At 54.9% G+C, this 20,367-nt stretch carries 17 protein-coding genes; 7 read left to right on the top strand and 10 right to left on the bottom strand.

Annotated features, from left to right (window positions below):
- The first annotated feature begins 88 nt into the window (after nucleotides 1-88).
- From NI000_RS09640 to NI000_RS09615, 6 genes are all read left to right on the top strand, one after another.
- A complete protein-coding gene (locus NI000_RS09640) occupies nucleotides 89-1,924 on the top strand; it encodes a cache domain-containing sensor histidine kinase (protein WP_253409927.1) in 1,836 nt (611 codons plus the stop codon).
- Nucleotides 1,899-3,506: a response regulator transcription factor gene (locus NI000_RS09635; RefSeq protein WP_253409925.1), complete on the top strand. Its 1,608-nt coding sequence runs from the start codon at nucleotides 1,899-1,901 to the stop codon at nucleotides 3,504-3,506. Before NI000_RS09640 ends, NI000_RS09635 begins: the two co-directional genes overlap by 26 nt.
- A gap of 79 nt (nucleotides 3,507-3,585) precedes the next feature.
- On the top strand, nucleotides 3,586-4,875 hold the full coding sequence (locus NI000_RS09630; protein WP_253409923.1) for an ABC transporter substrate-binding protein: 1,290 nt from the start codon (nucleotides 3,586-3,588) through the stop codon (nucleotides 4,873-4,875).
- Between the two features lie 52 nt (nucleotides 4,876-4,927).
- On the top strand, nucleotides 4,928-5,815 hold the full coding sequence (locus NI000_RS09625) for a carbohydrate ABC transporter permease (RefSeq protein WP_253409921.1): 888 nt from the start codon (nucleotides 4,928-4,930) through the stop codon (nucleotides 5,813-5,815).
- On the top strand, nucleotides 5,812-6,657 hold the full coding sequence (locus NI000_RS09620; protein WP_253409920.1) for a carbohydrate ABC transporter permease: 846 nt from the start codon (nucleotides 5,812-5,814) through the stop codon (nucleotides 6,655-6,657). Before NI000_RS09625 ends, NI000_RS09620 begins: the two co-directional genes overlap by 4 nt.
- Before the next feature lie 46 nt (nucleotides 6,658-6,703).
- Nucleotides 6,704-8,899 carry a glycoside hydrolase family 9 protein gene (locus NI000_RS09615; protein ID WP_253409919.1) on the top strand — a complete coding sequence of 732 codons (2,196 nt, stop codon included), beginning with the start codon at nucleotides 6,704-6,706 and terminating at the stop codon, nucleotides 8,897-8,899.
- A gap of 87 nt (nucleotides 8,900-8,986) precedes the next feature.
- On the opposite strand, the gene NI000_RS09610 is transcribed toward NI000_RS09615, so the two are convergent.
- The 5 genes from NI000_RS09610 to NI000_RS09590 all read right to left on the bottom strand — a co-directional run bounded on the left by NI000_RS09610 (nucleotide 8,987) and on the right by NI000_RS09590 (nucleotide 14,995).
- On the bottom strand, nucleotides 8,987-10,102 hold the full coding sequence (locus NI000_RS09610) for a Ger(x)C family spore germination protein (protein WP_253409917.1): 1,116 nt from the start codon (nucleotides 10,100-10,102) through the stop codon (nucleotides 8,987-8,989).
- Nucleotides 10,099-11,169 carry a GerAB/ArcD/ProY family transporter gene (locus NI000_RS09605; protein WP_253409915.1) on the bottom strand — a complete coding sequence of 357 codons (1,071 nt, stop codon included), beginning with the start codon at nucleotides 11,167-11,169 and terminating at the stop codon, nucleotides 10,099-10,101. The genes NI000_RS09610 and NI000_RS09605 overlap by 4 nt, the downstream gene beginning before the upstream one ends.
- 77 nt (nucleotides 11,170-11,246) lie before the next feature.
- Nucleotides 11,247-12,356 (bottom strand): Ger(x)C family spore germination protein, encoded by a 1,110-nt coding sequence (locus NI000_RS09600; RefSeq protein WP_253409913.1) that lies wholly within the window; start codon nucleotides 12,354-12,356, stop codon nucleotides 11,247-11,249.
- Complete coding sequence (locus tag NI000_RS09595; RefSeq protein ID WP_253409911.1) at nucleotides 12,353-13,456, bottom strand: GerAB/ArcD/ProY family transporter; 1,104 nt, start codon at nucleotides 13,454-13,456, stop codon at nucleotides 12,353-12,355. The genes NI000_RS09600 and NI000_RS09595 overlap by 4 nt, the downstream gene beginning before the upstream one ends.
- Complete coding sequence (locus NI000_RS09590) at nucleotides 13,457-14,995, bottom strand: spore germination protein (protein ID WP_253409909.1); 1,539 nt, start codon at nucleotides 14,993-14,995, stop codon at nucleotides 13,457-13,459.
- A gap of 294 nt (nucleotides 14,996-15,289) precedes the next feature.
- Here NI000_RS09590 and NI000_RS09585 point away from each other — a divergent pair, with 294 nt between their 5' ends.
- Nucleotides 15,290-15,388, top strand: a complete 99-nt coding sequence (locus NI000_RS09585) for a YjcZ family sporulation protein (RefSeq protein ID WP_253409907.1) — start codon at nucleotides 15,290-15,292, stop codon at nucleotides 15,386-15,388.
- Between the two features lie 519 nt (nucleotides 15,389-15,907).
- Here NI000_RS09585 and NI000_RS09580 read toward each other — a convergent pair.
- The 5 genes from NI000_RS09580 to NI000_RS09560 form a co-directional block, all read right to left on the bottom strand.
- Entirely contained in the window at nucleotides 15,908-16,450 is a 543-nt protein-coding gene (locus NI000_RS09580) for a TetR/AcrR family transcriptional regulator (RefSeq protein ID WP_253409905.1), read from the bottom strand.
- A 94-nt stretch (nucleotides 16,451-16,544) separates the two neighbouring features.
- The gene (locus tag NI000_RS09575; protein ID WP_253409903.1) at nucleotides 16,545-17,294 is read right to left on the bottom strand and encodes an alpha/beta hydrolase; all 750 of its coding nucleotides are present in this window, start codon (nucleotides 17,292-17,294) and stop codon (nucleotides 16,545-16,547) included.
- 32 nt (nucleotides 17,295-17,326) lie between these two features.
- Nucleotides 17,327-18,322, bottom strand: a complete 996-nt coding sequence (locus tag NI000_RS09570) for a FecCD family ABC transporter permease (RefSeq protein ID WP_253410193.1) — start codon at nucleotides 18,320-18,322, stop codon at nucleotides 17,327-17,329.
- 19 nt (nucleotides 18,323-18,341) lie between these two features.
- A complete protein-coding gene (locus NI000_RS09565) occupies nucleotides 18,342-19,352 on the bottom strand; it encodes a FecCD family ABC transporter permease (protein ID WP_253409901.1) in 1,011 nt (336 codons plus the stop codon).
- A 25-nt stretch (nucleotides 19,353-19,377) separates the two neighbouring features.
- A complete protein-coding gene (locus tag NI000_RS09560; RefSeq protein WP_253410191.1) occupies nucleotides 19,378-20,346 on the bottom strand; it encodes an iron-hydroxamate ABC transporter substrate-binding protein in 969 nt (322 codons plus the stop codon).
- Nucleotides 20,347-20,367 lie beyond the last annotated feature (21 nt).

Below are 20,367 nucleotides of genomic sequence, written 5' to 3'. Positions count from 1 at the left end.
TTAAATCTAGGAGAATATCCCTGAACTTGGAAAAGAGGTCTGGGCACAAAGTACGATACCCGAAGAGAGAGGTTGTGAAACGATCGACGTGAGGCATTGGGACAAACTCCGCTGGGCAGCGCGGTTTCATCCGTATTTGCGCCGCTCCAAAATCAAGAACCGGCTTATCCTGTCATTTCTTTTTCTCTCCATCCTCCCCCTATGCATCGCCACACTGCTGACGTATAACAAGTCGAGCGAAGCGATCCGCTCGAAGATCAGCGCCTACTCGCTGCAAATTTTGGACCAGCTGCGCAACGAAATCAAACGGGAAAACGAGCTGCTGCTTTATTTAACGGACCAGATCATGATGCATAACCTCGTGCAAACCAGCCTGCTGCAGGCGAACACCGCCTTGGATACGCAGTCCGTCATGGACAGCTACTACGAGTTGAACAGCGCCTTTAGCGGACGCAAGCTGTTCAGCCAAATCAAATCCCTCCAAATCATCAACTCTTCCGGCAAATTGATGTACGATCTGGGCTATGACAAGCTCCGGGACGAAGACATCGCCATGCTGACCGATATGATCGAGGCCGGCGACGGCCAAGACGTCTGGACCCATATCGTGACGAAGAACGGCGTCGACTGCATCGTGCTCGCGAGGCCGATTCATTCACAGTTCAACTGGATGAACACCATCGGCTACGTATTCATAGCCGTCAAGGAGAGCTATTACTCCCGCATCATCCATGAGGATGCCGATGTCGGCGAAGGCTCGGACCTGTTCATTGCCGATGCACGGGGAGTCGTTTTGTCGGCGGGAAACCGGAGCCTTCAAGTGGGCGCCAACTATCCGAACGGCGAGCTGCTGAAGGAAATTTCGGAGCATGAGCTGCTGGGGACGCGGGCGTTCTCCGCCGTATTCAACAAGCAGAAATACCTTTTGGTCTATTCCTACGACGCCGTCTCGCGCTGGTATTTGGTCGGAACGATCCCTTACGAACTGCTGAACAAAGAAACGAAGCAAATTTTGCCTTATATCGTGCTGGTGGTCGGGCTGTGCCTTCTGTCTTCCCTCCTGCTCGCGTTCCTGATCTCCACCAGCATCTCCACCCCCTTGCAGCGGCTGACCGAATCGATGAAGCAGGTCTCCACCGGCAATTTTCAGGTCAGAATCCAGGACCCGAGCAACGACGAGATCGGCTTCCTGACGGGCAAGTTTAACCTCATGATCGAACAGCTTCGCGATCTGATCGACCATACGAAGCAGGAGCAGGTCAAGAAGCGCGAAATCGAGCTCCAGATGCTGCAGGCGCAGATCAATCCGCATTTTTTGTTCAATACGTTAAACTGCCTGAAATGGACCGCCGCGATCAATCACGTGCCGGTCGTCAGCGACGGGTTGACCGCCCTTGCCGAGCTGCTCCGCCATACGATGGTCGACAAGAAGGAATTTATCCCGCTCCGCTCGGAGCTTGCCAATGTGGACAATTACCTCATCATTCAGCGCCTCCGCTTCGGAAGCTCGTTTACCGTCGAGTACGACATCGACGACGGCCTGTCTGAAGCCGCCATCATGAAGTTCATTCTCCAGCCGATCGTGGAAAACTCCTTGATCCACGGACTCGACGGCGCGGAGCGCGAGGACAAGAAGCTCGTCATTTCCGCCACAAGCGCAGACGGACAATTGCAGATCGCCGTTCAGGACAACGGCAAAGGGATGAACGAAGCGCAGCTTCGCCGCCTGCTCGATTCGAATTATCGCGGGAAGCACCGCTTGTCCAACATCGGAATACGCAACGTCCAGGAACGAATCCAGCTTAATTTCGGTACGAAATACGGACTGTCGGTAGAAAGCCGGGAGGGCGAAGGCACCCGGGTCCTGCTGACGATGCCGATGATTGGGGGAGTCGGGGATGAAGGTCATGATCGTAGACGATGAAAAAATGCTCCGCATCGGGCTGAACATGATGATTCCGTGGGAGGAGCACGGCTACGAGCTGTGCGGTGGGGCGGAGGACGGGCTGACGGCGCTCGGCATGATCGACCGGCTGGAACCGGACATCGTCATCACCGATCTGCGGATGCCGCGGATGGACGGACTTGAGCTGATCCAGGAGCTGCGAAACCGCCCCCGGTTTCGCGGCAAAATCATCGCTTTGAGCAACTACGACGAATACGCGCTGGTGCGCGAGGCGCTGAAGCTCGGCGCGCTCGATTACTTGCTGAAGGTGACCCTGAAAGCGGAGGAGCTGCTGGCTGTGCTTGGCAAAACCCGCGAGCTCATCCTCGCCGAGCGCCAGGAGAGAGAAGCAGACCGGATCAAGACGGAAGCGGTGATGGAAGGCTATCGGCTATCAAAAAACCGCTTTTTCCAAGAACTGATCCATGGCGAACCGCTATCCGATAACGAGCTGGCACGGCAGGCGAGCCGTCTCAAGATCGAGCCCGGCGAGCGGCCGCTGTTCCTGCTGTACCTGCACGTCGACCGGTATGACCGGAACAAATGGAGCCAAAAGCAGCTGATGTCGTTCTCCATCCGCAACATCGTATCCGAGCTGATGACCGGCCTGCCCGTGGGCGAGTTCGCGGAAATCGCCGGCCGGGAGTATATGGTGCTGCTCTCTGGACAAGGGCGGTACGCCACCGCCGGCGGCAAAATGCAGCTCGCCAAGCAGATCGCGGACATGCTGCGGATGTACTTGAATATGGAGGTCAATCTCGTCGTCAGCGAGCCGTTCACCGGGCTGTGTCACATAAGCGGGGCTTACCGCGCCTGCAAGCGGGCGGCGGGCATCCGCTTCTACCTTCCGGCCCCGGTCGTCATGCACGCCGGGGAGAGCGGCTGCCACGACGGTTCTCTGCCTCCGCCTATCGTGCGGCTGCAGGACGACATGATCGCGCGGATTCGTTCCGGCGAAACCGACGGCTTGGCCGACGCCATGGAAGCTTTGCTGGAAGCGGCGGGAGAGGCGCGGCTTCATCCTTCCCTGCTGGCGCGGAGCGCCTTGACGGTGATCGACTGCTGGGAGGCGGCTACCGCAGGGACCGGCGGGAGCTGCACTCTGTCGGGGACGTACCGCGATTCGCTTGCGCAAGCGGGAACTGCCGGCGAGTTCCGGGCCGCGTTCGAAGAGGCGCTGCGTTGCCTTGAACACCGCGCACCTCTCCCCTCCGCACGGAAATACCGCAAGGAAGTGCGCGAGATCATCGAATATTTGCTCCTACATATCGACCGGAAAGTGACGCTGGAGGCCATCGCCCGGCACGTCAAATTGAACGAAAGCCACATGTCCCGCCTGTTCAAGAACGAGACCGGCCAAACAATCGTCGGCTACTTGAACGGGCTGCGCATGGAGCGGGCCAGGGAGCTGCTGAAAAATCCGGACCTGAGTGTCAAAGCGGTCGCCGAAAATGTCGGCATTCCGGACCCGTTTTATTTCAACCGCCTGTTCCGCAGGCTGTACGGCCAAAGCCCGACCGATTACAAGAAGCAGGCGCTAAAAAATCAGAATCGTCCATAATCGCGCAAGGATCGTTCATTTCCATTCGCCCTTGCTTGCTTTACCATAAAATCATTATCCTTCAAGGGGGAAGCCGTCTATGACCAAGAAGCTTGTGGCCTTGCTGAACATCTGCGCGGCGGCCGGTCTGCTCGCCGGATGCGCCGCATCGACGACACCCGCCGCAACTGCGCCGGAGAAGAAAGAAGAAAGCCAGAAAAAAGAAAGCGTTTCCCTGAACGCCATCTTCATGAAGCAGGCGGGCTACAGCGAGGAAGCGATCAAGGAAGCGGTCGACGCGTTCATCAAAGCCAATCCCAACATTAAGATCGAAGCCACTTTCGTACCGTACGAGGCGCTGGAGCAAAAAATTCTCGTCAGCGGAGGCAGCTACGATGTCATGCTGATCGATGCGCCGTGGACCGCCAAATTCGTCAAAGCGAATCTGCTGCTCGATGTGACGGGTAAAGTATCGGACACCGAGCGCGGCGACATCTTCGAAGGCGCGCTGAGCGCGATGCGCGCCGACGGCAAGCTGTACGGCATGCCGTGGCTCAACGACGTCAAGTATTTGTTCTACAACAAGGAAATGCTGGAGAAAGCGGGAATTGCCGCAGTGCCCAAGACGTGGGACGAACTGATCGCCGCGTCCAAAACGCTGAAGGAGAAAAAAATCGTCGAGCATCCGATCGTCTGGTCGTGGAAGCAGGCGGAAGCCTTGTCGGTAGACTTCACGATGATCGCAGGCTCCTTCGGCGGCGAGTTTGTGAAGGACGGCAAGCCGACGATCCAGACGCCCGAGAACGTCGAAGCACTCGCCTTTATGCAAAAGTCGATCAAGGACGGGCTGACGAATCCGAGCTCCGTGGAATATTTGGAGGAGGATGTGCGGGGCGTATTTTCCAGCGGCAAAGCCGCCTTCGCCTTGAACTGGACTTACATGTACGACATGGCGAACGACCCGAAGGAGTCGAAGGTCGTAGGCAAGGTCGGCATTGCCGCCGTGCCCGGAACGGCCAAAAAGCCGAGCGCCACGACGAACGGAGGCATGGGACTGGCGATCTCCAAGAAAAGCAAGCATCCCGACGAGGCCTGGAAATTCATCCAGTTCCTGTCTTCAAAGGAGTTCCAGAAGAAGCATGCCCAAAGCGCGCTGCCGATCTGGAAATCGCTGTTCAACGACAGCGCCGTCACCGGGACGAATCCGCAGCTGATCGAAGTGTCCAAGAAGCAGTACGAGCATATCGTCAACCGTGCGCAAGTGCCTTGGTACGGCCAATTTTCCACCGAGCTGCAAGTTTCCGTCCATCAGGCGCTGCTCGACAAAGCGACGCCGCAGAAGGCGCTCGACGACCTGCAAGCCAAAGTAGTCGAGGAGATCGCGAAATAATGAATAACGGGGCGCTTCGCCGCCCCTGCCTAGCCAAGGAGAGATGCTATTTATGAAAAAAAGAACGGGCGAGCAAGCCTTCGGCCTATTCAGCGTCGCTCCTGCCTTCGTGCTGGTGTTCGGCATTGTCCTGCTTCCGCTGATCCAAACGCTGCTGTACAGCGTGCAGGACCGGAACCTGACCTCGTCCGGATCGGGCGAGTTCGTCGGGCTGAGCAATTACGCCTCCGTCCTCGGCAATCCCGACGTCTGGTCGGCCTTCGGACGAACCGCTTATTTCGCGGCCGTCTCCATCGCGGCGGAGCTGCTGCTCGGCACGATGATCGCGCTGCTGCTCAACGAGAAATTCGCCGGCGTCCGCTTTTTGCGCTCCGTCATCATCCTGCCCTGGGCCGTGCCGACCATCGTCAACGGCGCGATGTGGAAATGGATTTACCACCCGGAGTACGGGGCGCTGAACGCTCTGCTGACCCAGCTCCACCTCATCGATGCGTATCGGCCGTGGCTCAGCAGCCCTTGGACGGCCATGAACATGGTGATCCTCGCCGACGTATGGAAAATGACGCCGTTCGTCGCCATCTTCATCCTCGCCTCCCTGCAGCTCACGAACAAAAGCGTCTACGAAGCGGCGAATATCGACGGCGCCGGCCTGCTGCGCAGATTCGCCGTCCTTACGCTGCCGTATCTGAAATCGACGTTCCTGTTCCTTATCGTCATGCGGACGATGGAAACGTTCAAGGTGTTCGACCTGATCTTCGTTTTGACCCAAGGCGGGCCCGCTAACGGAACGATGGTCGTTAACTATATGACCTACATTAAAGCATTCACCAGCCTCCAGTTTTCCGAAGGGGCGACACTGTCTTACCTGATCGCCGCTTTCATCGCCCTGCTGACGTTCGCTTACGTGAAAGGGTTCGGCACCGGGGAGGCGAAGACATGAAATCGAGAACGCTGACTTTCGTCCAGTATGCGTTCGGACTGGCCGTCGCCTTCTGCACGCTGGCTCCCTTCGCGTGGCTGCTGCTGTCCAGCATTTCGTATCAGGTCGATCTGCAGAGTGTCCCGCTGCGCTGGATTCCGGAGCGGGTGACGCTTGTGCGGTATAGCGATATTTTCACGAATCCGGACAACGATATGGCCTACGCCTTCCGCATTTCGATGAAGAACAGCTTGACCGTAGCCGCTTTTGTTACCTTGATCGCTCTGATCGTGGGGGGCTTGGCCGCTCATGCTTTCGCGAAGTACCGCTTTACCTTTCGACAGCCGCTCATTTACTTGTTTTTGTTCACGTACATGATTCCGTCCATCGTGATCGTCATCCCCTTATATATGACGGTGGACCAACTGGGCCTGCTCGACTCCAAAGCAACGCTCGTGCTCTTGAATTTGTCATTCACGATCCCGTTCGTCATCTGGATTATGCAGAGCTACTTCAAGCAATTGTCCCACGAATTCTACGAAGCCGCCGCGCTGGACGGCTGTACCCGGCTGCAAACGCTTCGCCTGGTCGTCGTTCCGATGGTCAGGCCCGGCATCGTCGCCACCCTGATCTTCGTGTTCCTGCTGTCCTGGGACGATTTCTTCTTCGGCCTGCTATTCACCTCCACGCTCGACTCCAAGACGATCTCCGTCGCCATCTCGGAGTTCAGCGGCAAGCATGCGGTCGATTTCGGCATGGTGGCCACCGGCGGCGTCGTCGCTTCCATCCCTCCGCTGCTCATTGCCTTCTTCCTGCAGCGTTTTCTCGTTCACGGCATGACGGCCGGAGGGGTCAAGGAGTAACGGCCCGCCGTTGTTTACACAACAAACAATCAAAGGAGGCTGTTTCATGAGAAAGCGAATCATGATGCTGGTCCTGAGCTGTCTGATGGTGCTGTCGGCGTTCGTTGTGTACCCCGGCTCGTCCTACGCCGCGGCCAATGCGATCCGCGTCAATCAGATCGGCTACGAGAAAACGTATCCGAAAACCGCCGTCGTCGATTGGTCGTCCTCCGGTACCAAGCCGACATCGTTTGAGCTCATCGACGCATCCACTTCCCAGTCCGTCTTTCAAGGAGCCATCGCCGCCGCGGATTGGAAAAGCATGACTTCGTGGTATAGCGACCGGGTATTCGCCAAACTCGATTTCACCGCGTTCCGGACGCCCGGCAAATACAAAATCAGGATCGTCCAGGGCGGCACGGTTACATCTCCGGCCTTCGACATCGACGATGCCCTTCTGTTCAAAAAGACGTTCGGCCCGGCGCTCGATTATTTCTTCAAAAGCCGCAACGCCGGCGCCGTATGGAACGCCGACGCCAAGGCGAAGCTGTTCGGCAGCAGTCCCGCTCAGACCCGCGACGTGCGCGGCGGCTGGTACGACGCTTCGGGCGATATCTCCAAATATTTGAGCCATCTCCAATACACCAACTTTATGACCCCGCAGCAAACGCCGCTGGTCGTCTGGGTAATGACCTACATTCGCGACCGCTACCCGGCGCAGCTCGATGCGATCGGCAAGAAGACCGCTCTAGAGCAGGAAGCTGCTTTCGGCGCCGATTTCCTCGTACGCATGAAAGCGAACAATCCGTACTTCTATGTTACCGTGTTCGACAACTGGACGGGCGATTTATCCAAGCGGTACGTCGCCGCCTACTCCAACAGCACGGGCGACAAGTCGGCCAATTACCAGGCTGCCTTCCGCGAAGGCGGCGGCATGGCGATCGCAGCGCTGGCGGCCAGCGCCAGACTCGGCTTGTCGGGGGCGTTCACCAGCGCCGACTATTTGAACGCGGCCGTCAGCGCCTACGCGCATCTGAAGACGAACAACACCAGCTATACCGATAACGGGGTCGAAAATATTATCGACGACTACTGCGCCCTGATTGCGGCTATCGAACTGTACAAAGCGACGAACAACCAGACTTACCTGACCGACGCCCGCGCCCGGGCCGCGAGCATCGTAGGCCGGCAGCAGACGGAAGGCTGGTATTACGCGGACGGCGGCTCGCGCCCGTACTACCATGCGGCGGAGGCGGGAATGCCCGCGCTGGCGCTGGCTCTCTATGCACAGACGGATACGGCGGCTTCGCAGACGGCCAATAGTGACTCGATCAAAAATTACATCAACCATCTGATCGCCATTACCGGCGAAGTTCCGAACGGCTTCGGCTTGTCCAGACAAGTAACCAAGCACAACGGCAAGATTCGCAAAGATTTCTTCATTCCGCGGCAGAACGAATCGAACTATTGGTGGCAGGGGGAAAATGCGCGGCTGTCGTCCTTGTCGGCCATGTCGCTGATCGGCGGGAAATACGCCTTCGCAGGCAGCGCGAATTTACCAGGCACGTACCGGACCTATTACGCCGATCAATTGGATTGGATTCTCGGGAAAAACCCGTACGGCATCTCGATGCTGCGAGGCTTCGGGACGAATCATCCGGATTACGGCAGCACGAAATACGGCCATACGGACCTCGACGGCGGGATCAGCAACGGCATCCACTCCAAAAACAACGACGGCTCCGGCATCGACTTCATCCAATCCGGCGGCGAGAGATGGCGCAGCCTGGAGCAGTGGATTCCCCACGCCGCCTGGTATATGCTGGCCATTACGTCCATCCTCGACGAGGTGCCTGTCACGCCTCCGCCGACAGGCGGCAACCTGGCACTCGGCAAGCCGGCTGTCGCCAGCTCCGTCGAAGGCTCGGGCTTCGAAGCGTCCAAAGCGGTGGACGGCAACGGTGGCACGCGGTGGGCCAGTGTTGAAGGCAAGGATCCGCAATGGATCTATGTCGATCTCGGCTCGTCCAAGGCCGTCAGTAAAGTCAAGCTGAAATGTGAAGCCGCCTACGCGTCGGCGTACAAAATTCAAGTGTCGGATAACGCAACCGGTTGGACGGACGTATATACGACAACCAGCGGCAACGGCGGAACGGACGAAGTCACGTTCGCCTCGCAGAACGCAAGGTATGTCCGGGTACTCTGCACCGTACGCGGCACGGCCTACGGGTATTCACTGTTCGAATTCGAAGTGTATCCATGAAATAACGCACAAAATTTCCCTTCCTCGGGTTTGCCAATCCGGCTTGCCTGAGGGAGGGCCCTTCTTCCTCGCAGAGAGCAACATCAATCACTTGGTTGCCCCGCTGCTCTTGAGCGTCAGCTTGACCTTGACGTTCACATCCGCTTTTGCGAACACCTCCGGCCATTGCTGCTGCACTTGCTTATATTCCTTATAATGATGCGCCCGCGCATAGATGCCGAAGCCGACCGGATCGACCTTCTGGCTCTGGAATTTTTTCAACACATCCGAAAATTGCTTCTCCAACTGCTTTTCAATCGCAGCTTCCAGCTCTCCTCCTTTTTTGGCAAAATCAAAAGGAAACAATCTCTGCGTCAAAGCTCCCGACAAATGGATGGCGACATCAAAACGAAACTTCCCTTCATTGTATGCCGTTTTAATTTTGACCTTCTCGGTGCCTGCGTTGAAGCTGACAATATCCGATGCAAAAACACCGCTTTTCTGCTCATGCGGGACGTGAATATTGAACGGAACTTCGTCTACCGTACGCCGCTGCAGAATGAGCAGCATGGCGCTTTCCTGCTGATTCAGGGAACCCTTGTATTTGCCCTTGTTATCCAGCAGCGCCGTGCCCGTTACCTCGAGTTCCTTGTTCAATTTAAGCTCGGAAATGGAGATGGTCATGCCCTTCTCATACTTCTGATCGAGCAGCTTTTGAAGCGTCGTCCGGACGGTGAAATTTCGCCGGTTATTTTTATCGAGAAGCCTGCTCAGATGAAAAGAAAGACGCGGCTTATCCCTAGGATAATGGTGTATCACATCGCGTACCAGGCCGTCCACAAACACAACCTTGGCATTAACGGTTTGCTTCCCGTCCCGGAAAAAGACATCCGTCAAAGGAAACCAATCTGCCCGCTCCACCAGACGCTTGCCGAGAAGCAGTGCTTGCGACTTCCCCCCGACGGTGAGGGCCGTCACGACGGAATCGAATTTGTTTCTTGACGTTCGGATCGTTTTGGAACGGAATCCGTAGACTTCATTTTTTTTCTTCGCTTCTTTAGTGAACACAGGAGAGGCCATATAGACCATCAAGTTATCTTTCTCGTCCAAATCGAGGCCTATCGTTAAAGCGAGCGTCAAATTCTCGATATTCGTCTGATCCCAACATCCGGGCAATACCGCCACGCAGAGAGCCAATGCTGCCGTCCGTACCCATCGCTTCATGTTTCCCTTCGCCTCCGCTGCAGGCGATCGTGAAGCCATACGTACAGCCACAAAACATAAGGTAACAAATAACCAAAGCATATTCCCATCAAGTTGACAACTTGAATCCATTTATCCGTCTTGTTGAACGTCGGCTTAACAAAGAATACGCCGACGACAAAAAGCAGCATAAGCCATTGAAGCAGTTTACGGTGATCTTCTCTGCCGAACATCCAATTGATCGAGAAAACGGAAAAGTACATCCCCGGCAGCCATGTCGTTGAAATCATAAGGATAAAGAAAGCGAGAAAAACGATTTCCAGTCGTTCGATAAACCGGAATTCCATCGTTTTGAGCACATTGACCGACGGCTCGTTAAAGTGGGTAATGGTATCCGGACTAAAAAAGACGGTGCAGGTCACGGTAACATGCAGGTAAACAAGCATTGTCAGCATATTGGCAATAATAATCCCTGTAGAGGCATATTGTTTCGATTTTAGAAACGGATACAGAAGAAACGCCACTTCAAACCCTAAAAAGGCGAACAGCGTCGGCTTCACCGCCAGCAGGATCGGATGCAGGCCCTCTTTAAACAAAGGAAGCAGGTACAGCCAATTGCTTTCTCTCAAGGAGAGGAGGTAGAAAAAGGGCATCCACAAGGTGATATAAAAAATAAGCTCCGCATAGCGGCCTAACACGCGGACACCTCCCCGGGCAACCAAATACGACGGGATGGCGAAAAGGATCAACATGACGAAATCAGGAGTTTTCGGTAAAATCCACGACCGGACGAACAACACCGCCCTCAGCATAATCGTATAGGAAAAGAAAGCGAAATACAGCGCGGTCAAGACCGCTGCGGCATGTCCCGCCCACTTCCCTATGTAGCGCTTCAGCAGATCAAAAAGCGTTCCGTCCGGGTGCCGCTTCATCACTTGGACAATCATTAGACTGGAACATGTGGCGATGACAAAACCGATAACGATGGCGATCCACCCGTCGGTTCCCGCGCGATCGGCCAATTCACGGGGGAGCTGAAGCAGACCGATACCCAACTGAATACCGGCGATCAGAAAAATATATTGCATCAATGTGATATCATTAAACGCATACTTTTTCATTCGTCATCACCCGCTTTATGGATTGAACATGCTTCGGGCATCGCTTATTTGACCGGCCCCATATCAGTAATTTCCGTTTTCACGGAAAGCTTCACGTCGGCCTTGGCGAACGCCTCGCCCCAATGATCCTGCACCTTCTTGTACGCTTGGTATTCATAAGCGCGGGCATATAGTCCGAGACCGATCGGATCGATTTGATGCTTTTGAAAACCGCCGATCATTTGTTCGAATTGTCGCTTCACCTGCTCTTCAATGGCCTTCTGCAGCTTGTCTCCCTTTTTTCTAACATCAAACGGGAATAACCGCTCCGACAAAGCAATAGGCAGTTGGATGTTGATATCGAATTGAAACTTGTCTTGAACGTGCTTGGTTTTAATTTTCACCTTGGCGCTTTTGACCCGAAAGGTGATCGCGCTTCGACGGATCGGCCCCCGTTCGTCCTCCCCCGGAATCCGAACGGAAAGGTTCACTTCCTTCGCGCGATCCTGCAAAATAAGCAGCAACGTGCTCTCCTGCAAACCGAGCAATTCCGCGTACTTCCCGAGCTCGTTCAGTACGGCCGTTCCTTTCACCTCAACGGCTTTGCCCATCTTAACTTCACTGATCGAAGGCGTTATCCCTTTCTCGTACATTTGCCGGTGCATCTCCTGCAGTGTCGTTTTCACGGTGATGCTCCTCCGGTTGGCTGTATCGATCAATCTGGTCAAATGCAGAGGCAGCCGCGGCTTATCCAACGGGTAGAAGTTAATGACTTCCGCAACCGGACCGTCCACAGCAACAACTCTGGCGTTCACGGAATACTTGGCGTCCCGGTACACGACATCGAACAGCCGGAACCAATCCGGATGCTGCAATACTCGTTTGCCTACCAGCATAACCTGCACCTTTCCCCGAATGGTCACCCCTGTCGTCATCGCATCGAACCCTGTCATCGATTGGCGAAACGTCTCCGCCTTGCGGCCGAACTCTTCGTTCTTCTTCTTCGCTTCCTTGTTAAATACAGGGCTCGACAAGTAATACACCATATGGTTATCTTGATCCAAGTCCATGCCGAGCATTAAGCCGAGCGTCAGATCCTCGACATTAATCTTATCGCTGCTGCAGCCGGGCACGAACAGAAGAAGCAGCAGTCCGAGCGAAAGCCATCGTTTCATGCGAGCTTCCTCCGAGCGGAACGAGTTTTCATCCACAGCAGAAACCATAAGACGAAAGGAAATCCAAAGGAAACATACAGCGCAATGTTGCCAAAAATCTTCTGAGACTTATCGCTCTGGGGAAATGTCGGAACAAAGAAAACGACATAAGCGATAACAAACGCCGCCACGACCAAAAAATGTCCGCGGAAAGCCTTCGTGCCGAACAGCCAGTTCGAGCAAAAAATGGTAAAGTGCATCATCGGCATCGCTGTGGTCGACAGAATAAACAGGTAAAAAGCCAGAAAGACAATTTCCATCCGCTCGACAAACCGAAGTTCCGTCACCTTCAGTACACTGAGCGTCGGTTCGTTGTACCGCGTAATTTCGTCCGGACTGAAGAAAACGAAGCTGACGAGCGTAACCCCCAGATAAACGATCATGGTGAGGATATTAGCGACGATGATCCCTTTTGAAGCGGACTGTTTCTTTTGCAAGAAGGGATAGAGAAAAAAAGCCGTTTCAAACCCAAGGAAAGACAAAACGGTCGTCAGAGATGTCTCCAGGATCGTTTTCCAGCCTTCCTTCAGCACGGGCAGGAGGTGAAGCCAATTGTGGCTGACCGACAAAGGAAGCAGGTAGAAGATCGGAAGCCACAACGCCATATAAAAGACCAGTTCCGCATACCTCCCCATAATGCGCACGCCTCCCGTAACAATGAGGTAGCTCGGGATCAGAAACAAGATCATGATCATCGCATCTGGAGTTTGCGGCAAAATCCACAGTTTCAAAAAAAGCACGGCCCGGACAACGACAATAAAGAAAAAGAAAAAGAAGTATGCGCAAAAAACGAGCGCCCCGAGCTTTCCTACCCAACGGCCGAAATAATGGGACAGGAGCTCCAGAATCGTTCCCTCCGGGTAAAATTTCATGATCCGGATGATCACCAGACTGACGATAATCGAAACCAGCCAACCGATGACCAGGGATATCCAGCCGTCGGTTCCGGCCTTCTCCGCCAGCAAACGGGGGAGCTGGAGCACGCCGATCCCGACCTGCATCCCGTGAATCGCCAAAATATATTGCATCAGCGTGATCTCGTTAAACGCATACTTCTTCATTCAGCCGTCACCTTTCGGATGGTTGTCGCCCATTCTTTGCGAATTAACGGCCCGTGAGCTCTTGGGACGCGTCTTCATGCGCCATAAGGGCAGACGAACGAACGTGTCTTTCATATCCGCGAACCGCATCGGGGCGATCGGGTTGCCGTAAGGCGTACCCAGCGATTCCAGCGAAATCAAGTGCCCGATCAAGGTCATCATACCGATCACCATGCCCACAATCCCGAACATCGAGGCAATGATCATCATCGGGAACCGAATCAGCCGGACGCCGGAAGCCATATCGTAATTCGGGATAATAAACGAAGCGATCGCCGTGGAAGCGACCACGATAACCATAATGTTGCTGACGATTCCCGCGGAGACGGCCGCTTGCCCGATGACGATGCCCCCGACAATCCCAACCGTTTGTCCGACGGGAGCCGGAAGCCGGACCCCCGCTTCGCGCATCATTTCCAGCGTAATTTCCATAAGCAGCGCTTCGACAAGCGGAGGAAACGGAACGCGCGCCCGGGATTCTCCGATCGACAACAGCAACTGCAGCGGAATGACCTCGTAATTAAAGGAAATGACCGCGATATAGAGCGCCGGTAAAAAGACGGCTACAGTAAAGCCCATAAATCTCAGCAAACGTGTAAAGGACGCGACCATCCAGCGTGTGCTATAATCGTCCACACTCTGAAAAAATGACGTAAATGTCGCAGGGCCGATCAGTACGCTGGGCGAGCGGTCGACGATGACGACAAATCTCCCTTGCAACAATTGGGCGGCAGCCGAATCCGGGCGTTCGGTGGCGATAAATTGCGGGAAAGGCGAGTACGGGTTGTCCTCGATCAATTCCGCCAATTCCCCCGTGTTAATAACGGCATCGATGTCCACCTGTCGAATGCGGTCTTCGATTTCCTTCAACACTTCGGGATGAACGATATCGGCCATATATAAGATGGATACTAGGGTATTCCCCCGTCGGCCAATCGTCAGCTCCTTGATTTTCAGCTCGCGGTTCGGGATGTAACGGCGGATCAGCGCAATATTCTGGCTGCCGGTTTCCACAAAGCCCTGATGGGCGCCCTTAAGCGATGCTTCGAGCTGCGGGTCTTCGATCGCTCGCTGCGGCCATCCTTGCGTATTGAAAATGACCGCTTCGCTGCGCCCATCCTCGAATAAAATGCTGACGCCCTGCAGCATGGCCATTTCGAGATCGGACCACAGACTTAAGGTCCGGACATGCCCGACGTTCACCCGGGGCAAATTACCCGGCGCGCCCGCATCCGCTTCGAATTGAAGCGGGCGCAGCACGTTGTTGTTGAGGGCGTTTTTGTCCGTAAGCCCGTCCAAATAAGCGATGGCCGCCTGGTTGCCCGTCTGTTTGATCACGAAGTGGCGCACGACCAAATCAGGCGTCTGACTGAACAGCTCATGTAAATCCGCTATATTTTGCGATAATACGGAACCGATCGGGGTGTTCAGCTTGTGGTTCGCCTGCGACTGCGCCGCAAAGCTCTTCTTTCCTCGAATCCAATTATGCAAAAATGCCATGGCGATCATCCTGTGTTAGAGAGAATAAGTTACACGTTAGGATGCGGTTTCCATGGCAAAGTTATACGTTAATTCACTGGAGTGAAAAACGAATGAGAAAATTATTTTTTTCAAGAGCATGGCTTTGTTCAATGGAACGCCAGGGATCTTCTGTAACCGATGGGTATGTATAATTGCATGTCAATTGCCGCATGTCACTTGTCCATACATTTCCTTTGTACTTGAATATCCTAAGATTGAGGTTACCGTGAAGGTTAAAACGGTACTCGATCCCAATCAAAGGAGTGTTGACTAATGAGTTCCGTTGGAGGTTTCGGCGGCTTTACTTCCACAGGTGTCATTCTCGTTCTTTTCATTTTGTTGGTCATTATTAGCTGCAGCGTTTGGTTCTGATTTTAAAACGTTTTATTCTGAAGGGCCGCGCAAGCGGCTTTTTTTCTGCAGCGGAATAACCGTGCAACGAAAAGGACCCTTATTCGTCGAAGTAATGAAGTACGATTACTTTGATGAACAGGGGTTTCCTAATGCCCAACGCCCACCATATACAATTTGAGCACGTATCCTATATAGGTTAATCCGTTCTCATTTCCCGGCGGTTTCCCCATTCATATCTTCATCCGTTATCGAATATCTAATCAGAAATTCATACCAATATTGATCAAAAGAAATTTTGTTCCTGTCCTGTAAGGTTAAGTATCGATCCCATAACCTCATCCGGAGTTTTTCCAAGTCGGTCGTTGGTTCCATGCAGCATTCTCCTCCCAGGGCGCATGATCAACTTTATGTGATCAGTCTATGGGGATATATCCAGAAGAAGCACGGTGTTTACCCAATAAGAAGAAATAAAGATATCGCAAAAAAAATAGAATCAGCCTGTTACGGCTGATTCCATAAGCTTATGCTCTTCGGGCTCTAGCGTTCTGGGTGCTTCGGCTTAAGCTCGGGCATCTCCAGAACGGCCGAAATGTTGCACAGCATGCCGTTCGCCATGAACATGCTGACTGCGACTTCCGGCTGCGGGATGCCTGCTTCGCGAAAGCGCGCCTCCACGGAAGCCGTCACCTGATGCATGCCTTCCCGCATCACTTGGCGGATCGGCTCTTCCTTGATGACCATCGCTTGCATCTGCAAAACGATCTCATGGTGATGCGTACGCATCAGCTCTTCGTAAGCTTGAATCATCGCCTGCTCCAGCCCGTCCGAAGACGCCTCCACCCCCGAGAACTCACGGACAACGCGCTCGAAGGCCAGCTTCAGCGCAGCGGCGAACAGCTCCGCTTTGGTTTTGAAAAATTTGAACACGTAAGGCTGCGAGATGCCCACCCGCTCCGCAACTTGCGCCGTAGTGGCGCTGTAATAACCATGCTCCGCGAACACCTCAACGGCGGCTTCCAATATTTCTTCTCTGCGGTTCGCCGCGGCAGGCTCGCCGGTCTTCGATTTCATCTTGCCCATCGTTCCTCCTGCGAAACCGGAGTGCTCCGGCCGATCTCCTCGATCAGTTAGTTATTAATTACTAACTGTACTATACGCGGACCGGCCGGAAATTTCAAGAACCGATTTCCGCCGGAAACAGCCAAGTCATCGCTTCCGGAAAACGCTTGATGAAATATTTCGACTCGTGACCCGCGCCGTCTTCGATCTCAAGCCGCAACCGGTCCCCGGTGAACCCGCGCTCCGTCAATATCGCATGCGCTTCGCGGGTGTACGGTACCATCATTTTCTGGGCACTCGGTTTATGGATGCCTTCGATGCTTCCGACATACATGAAGATTTTGCGTCCTGTTGTCTCCATCGGCTTCGTTCTCACATACTCCATGAAGTCCGGATACCAGAAGGAAGCGGACAGCAGACCGAACCGGCCGAACACGTCGGGATGTAAATAAGCGGCATAAAGCGAGACCAAGCCTCCGAACGAGCCGCCGGCGATGCCAGTCTCCTCCCGCAGGCGGGATGTCCGGTACTTCTCATCGATCCAGGGCTTCAACCGGCCGGTAACGAAGGCGAGATATTCGGCGCTCTTTCCGCCGAAATTCCGGGTCGTGTCCGCCAGCGAGGGGGCAAGCCACGGCGTGTATTCGTCATTCCGATCGAACGGCGTAATGCCGACGAATATAAGCTCGCGCAGCTCCCGGCTCTCAAACCTGCGTTCCAGCTCCTCCATGGAGGAATCGAACAAATAGCTTCCATCCTGTACATAAACGACCGGGTATGCGGCCCCGTTTGTAAAATACGAAGGCGGGAGATAGACGGCTATCTCCCTGCCATCGAACGATTGGACTATGATTTTTCCCTGCATGACGCCCTCCCGGGTTGGGGCCAGTCCTTGCATCAGGCTCTGGCCTTAAATAACAAATACACAAAATACGGTACGCCGATGATTGATATGACAATACCGACAGGCAGCTCGGCGGGCGAGAATACCGTCTTCGCAATAAAATCCGATACGACGACCAGCGCCATGCCGATCAGGCCGCAGACGGGAACCATGCGGACGTGCCGGATGCCTACGAGACGTCTGGCGATATGAGGCGCCATCAGGCCGACGAAGCCGATCCCTCCCGACACGCTGACGCAGGCGCTCACCAGCCCGATGCTGCCGAGCAGCAGAATCATCCGCTCTTTTTCCACAGCGACGCCCAAGCTTCTGACGCTGTTCTCCTCCAGCTGGAGCAGGTCCAAAGTATACGATCTGCTCACGATGACGGGAATAAGAACGACCAGCCACGGGAGCATGGCGACAATAAACTTCCAGTTGGCGTTGTAAATGCTGCCGGTCATCCAGACCGTCGCCATCTCGAAGTCGGACGGATTCATTTTCAGGCTGATGTACATGGCAACCGCGCCGAGTCCGGAAGCAGTCGCGATGCCCACCAGAAGGACGCGCTGCGGGTCCAGCTTGCCATCCTTCCAGGCGAACAGATACAGAAACGCAGCCGTGCTTAGACCGCCCGCCCAACCGAACAACGGCATCGCCATCGTGGAGAACCAGCCCGCTCCCTTGATCTGCCCGCTGAAAAAAAACATAAAGATGACGACGGCTGCGCCCGCACCGGCGTTGATGCCCAAAATTCCCGGATCGGCCAGCCCGTTTCGCGTGACGCCTTGGATCGCCGCGCCGGCCACGCCCAACCCCAAGCCGACCAACGCGGCAATAACGATGCGGGGCAGCCGGAAGTCGAAGATGACCAAACGGTGCTCGGGCTGCGGGTCGATCCCAAGCAGCGTTCGAACGATATCGCCCACCGTCATGTCGAAAGCCCCGTTCGTGAGAGACAGGTATGCGGCAATGAGTATAAGCGCGACCGCTCCAAGCAGCACCGTCATGTACCTGCCGGTTGAATAATTACGCACGCTGCTCCCCTCCCTTCCTCCGGATCAGATACAGAAAGAAAGGAACCCCGATCAAGGACGTCACGACGCCGATCGGCATCTCGAACGGGTAGTTCATGAAGCGGCTTGCGACATCGCACAAAGCAAGAAACACCCCGCCCAGCACACCGGCGCACGGCACGATCCACCGGTAATCGAGGCCGACGAGAAAACGGGTAATATGCGGGACGATCAAGCCGACGAAGGCGATCTTGCCGGCCAGCGCCACGGAAACGCCCGTAAGCAGAATGACGGCAAGCATCGCGACCACTTTAACGATCAGCGTCCGCTGTCCGAGGCTTACCGCCACTTCCTCGCCTAAAGAAAGAATCGAAACGGATTTCGAGATGAGCAGCGCAAGCGCGACCCCGACCACGGCAAAAGGAATCGCCAGCTTGATCAGATTCGGGTCCATCTGATGCAGGCGGGCGTTATACCAAAAGCCGATTTTTTGCGAAACCTGAAAATACGTCGAGAACGCGGTCGCCATGCTGCCGAGAAACGTTCCGATCACGGTGCCCGTCACCGCCAGCCGGACCGGAGACATCCCGCCCGGCAGCAGTGACGCCAGTCCGAAGACAAGCCCTACGCCGAAAGCCGAGCCGATGAACGAATAAACGATCATTTCGATCGAAGAAGAGCCGGGCAGCGCGATCATGCAGACCGTAATGGCGAATACCGAGCCGTCGGTCACCCCCATGATCGAAGGGGATGCAAGGTAGTTCCTTGTCATCCCCTGCATAAGCGCTCCCGACATCGCCAGGAAAGCGCCGATGAGCAGCGCTCCGACCGCGCGCGGGACGCGGGAGTGCATCACGATTTGATGATTGACGTTGCCCGGGTCGAAATTGGCGAACGCCCCCCAGAGCGTGCCTGCATCGATCGTTTTGGAGCCGAAACGGACGGATAAAATGATCGAGAGGACAATCGCAACCGGCGAAAGCCATAAGATCCACGCCGGGTGAAGCTTGTATGCTTGTCTCATGGTATGTCGGCTCGCCTGCCTGGAATCAGGAGGCCAGCTTTTCCATAGCTGCTTTCAGGAATTGAATTTTGCTCCACGAGGTACCGCCCTGCCCCAACGGATCGACGACGTTGACGAATACTTTGCCGTTTTTCACCGCATTGATGCTCTGCCAGATCGGATTTTTTTGCAGATCCTCCAGCGCCTTCGGCGTGTCTTTGTTTTCGTCCTCGGAAAATTGCAGGAAAATGTAATCCGGGTTCATTTCGCTGAATTTTTCGATCGAGATAAGCTCCTGCGCCTTAGCAGCCTTCACTTCCGGAGGAGCCGTAAAGCCGAGATCGGCATACAGCGACGCGTTGAAGAACACGCCTTCGGGATAAATGTAGAGGTTGCCGGTCCGGACTCTCAGGGAGACGACCTTCTTGTCTTTCAAGCGATCGCCGAGCTTCGCTTTGGCTGCTGTCACATCTTCCTTATACTTTTGCAGTACCTGCTTGGCCTGCTCCTGCTTGCCGGTCAGCTCGCCCAGCAGCAGCAGATTGGCTTCCCAGTTCGTCGAAATATGCGACACCGGGAACGTCGGCGCGACTTTGGCCAGCTTCTCCGCCATTTCCGGCGGGAACTTCGAAGAGCCCAGAATGACGTCCGGCTTCATCTTCAAAATACCTTCAATGTTCGGCTGCATTTTTTCGCCGGTGCTTTCCACGCCTTGCGTGATGCTTTCGAACATCTTCGGAAATTTGCCCCCTACGGTAATCGCGCCGACCGGCTTCACGCCCAGCACCAGCGCATCCTCCATCGCTTCCATCGCACCCGCGATGACGATTCTGTCCGTTTTGCCGGGAACCGTGTAATCCTTGCCGAGATATTTGATCGTTTTGGTCGCTGCCGCCGGTTTCTCCGTTCCTGCCGAAGCCGTCGGCTGCTCTTTCCCCTGACCTGCCGTGCCGCAAGCGGACAAGGCAAGCGCCAGCAGCGCCGCAGCTCCTATTCCTGACCATCTGCGTTTCATCATCTTGCAAATTCCCCTCTA

This window comes from Paenibacillus tyrphae, from assembly GCF_024158745.1.
GTDB classification, from domain to species: domain Bacteria; phylum Bacillota; class Bacilli; order Paenibacillales; family NBRC-103111; genus Paenibacillus_G; species Paenibacillus_G tyrfis_A.
The sequence above is the reverse complement of the archived record's forward strand: the minus strand, read 5'-3'. Positions and strand labels throughout refer to the sequence as shown.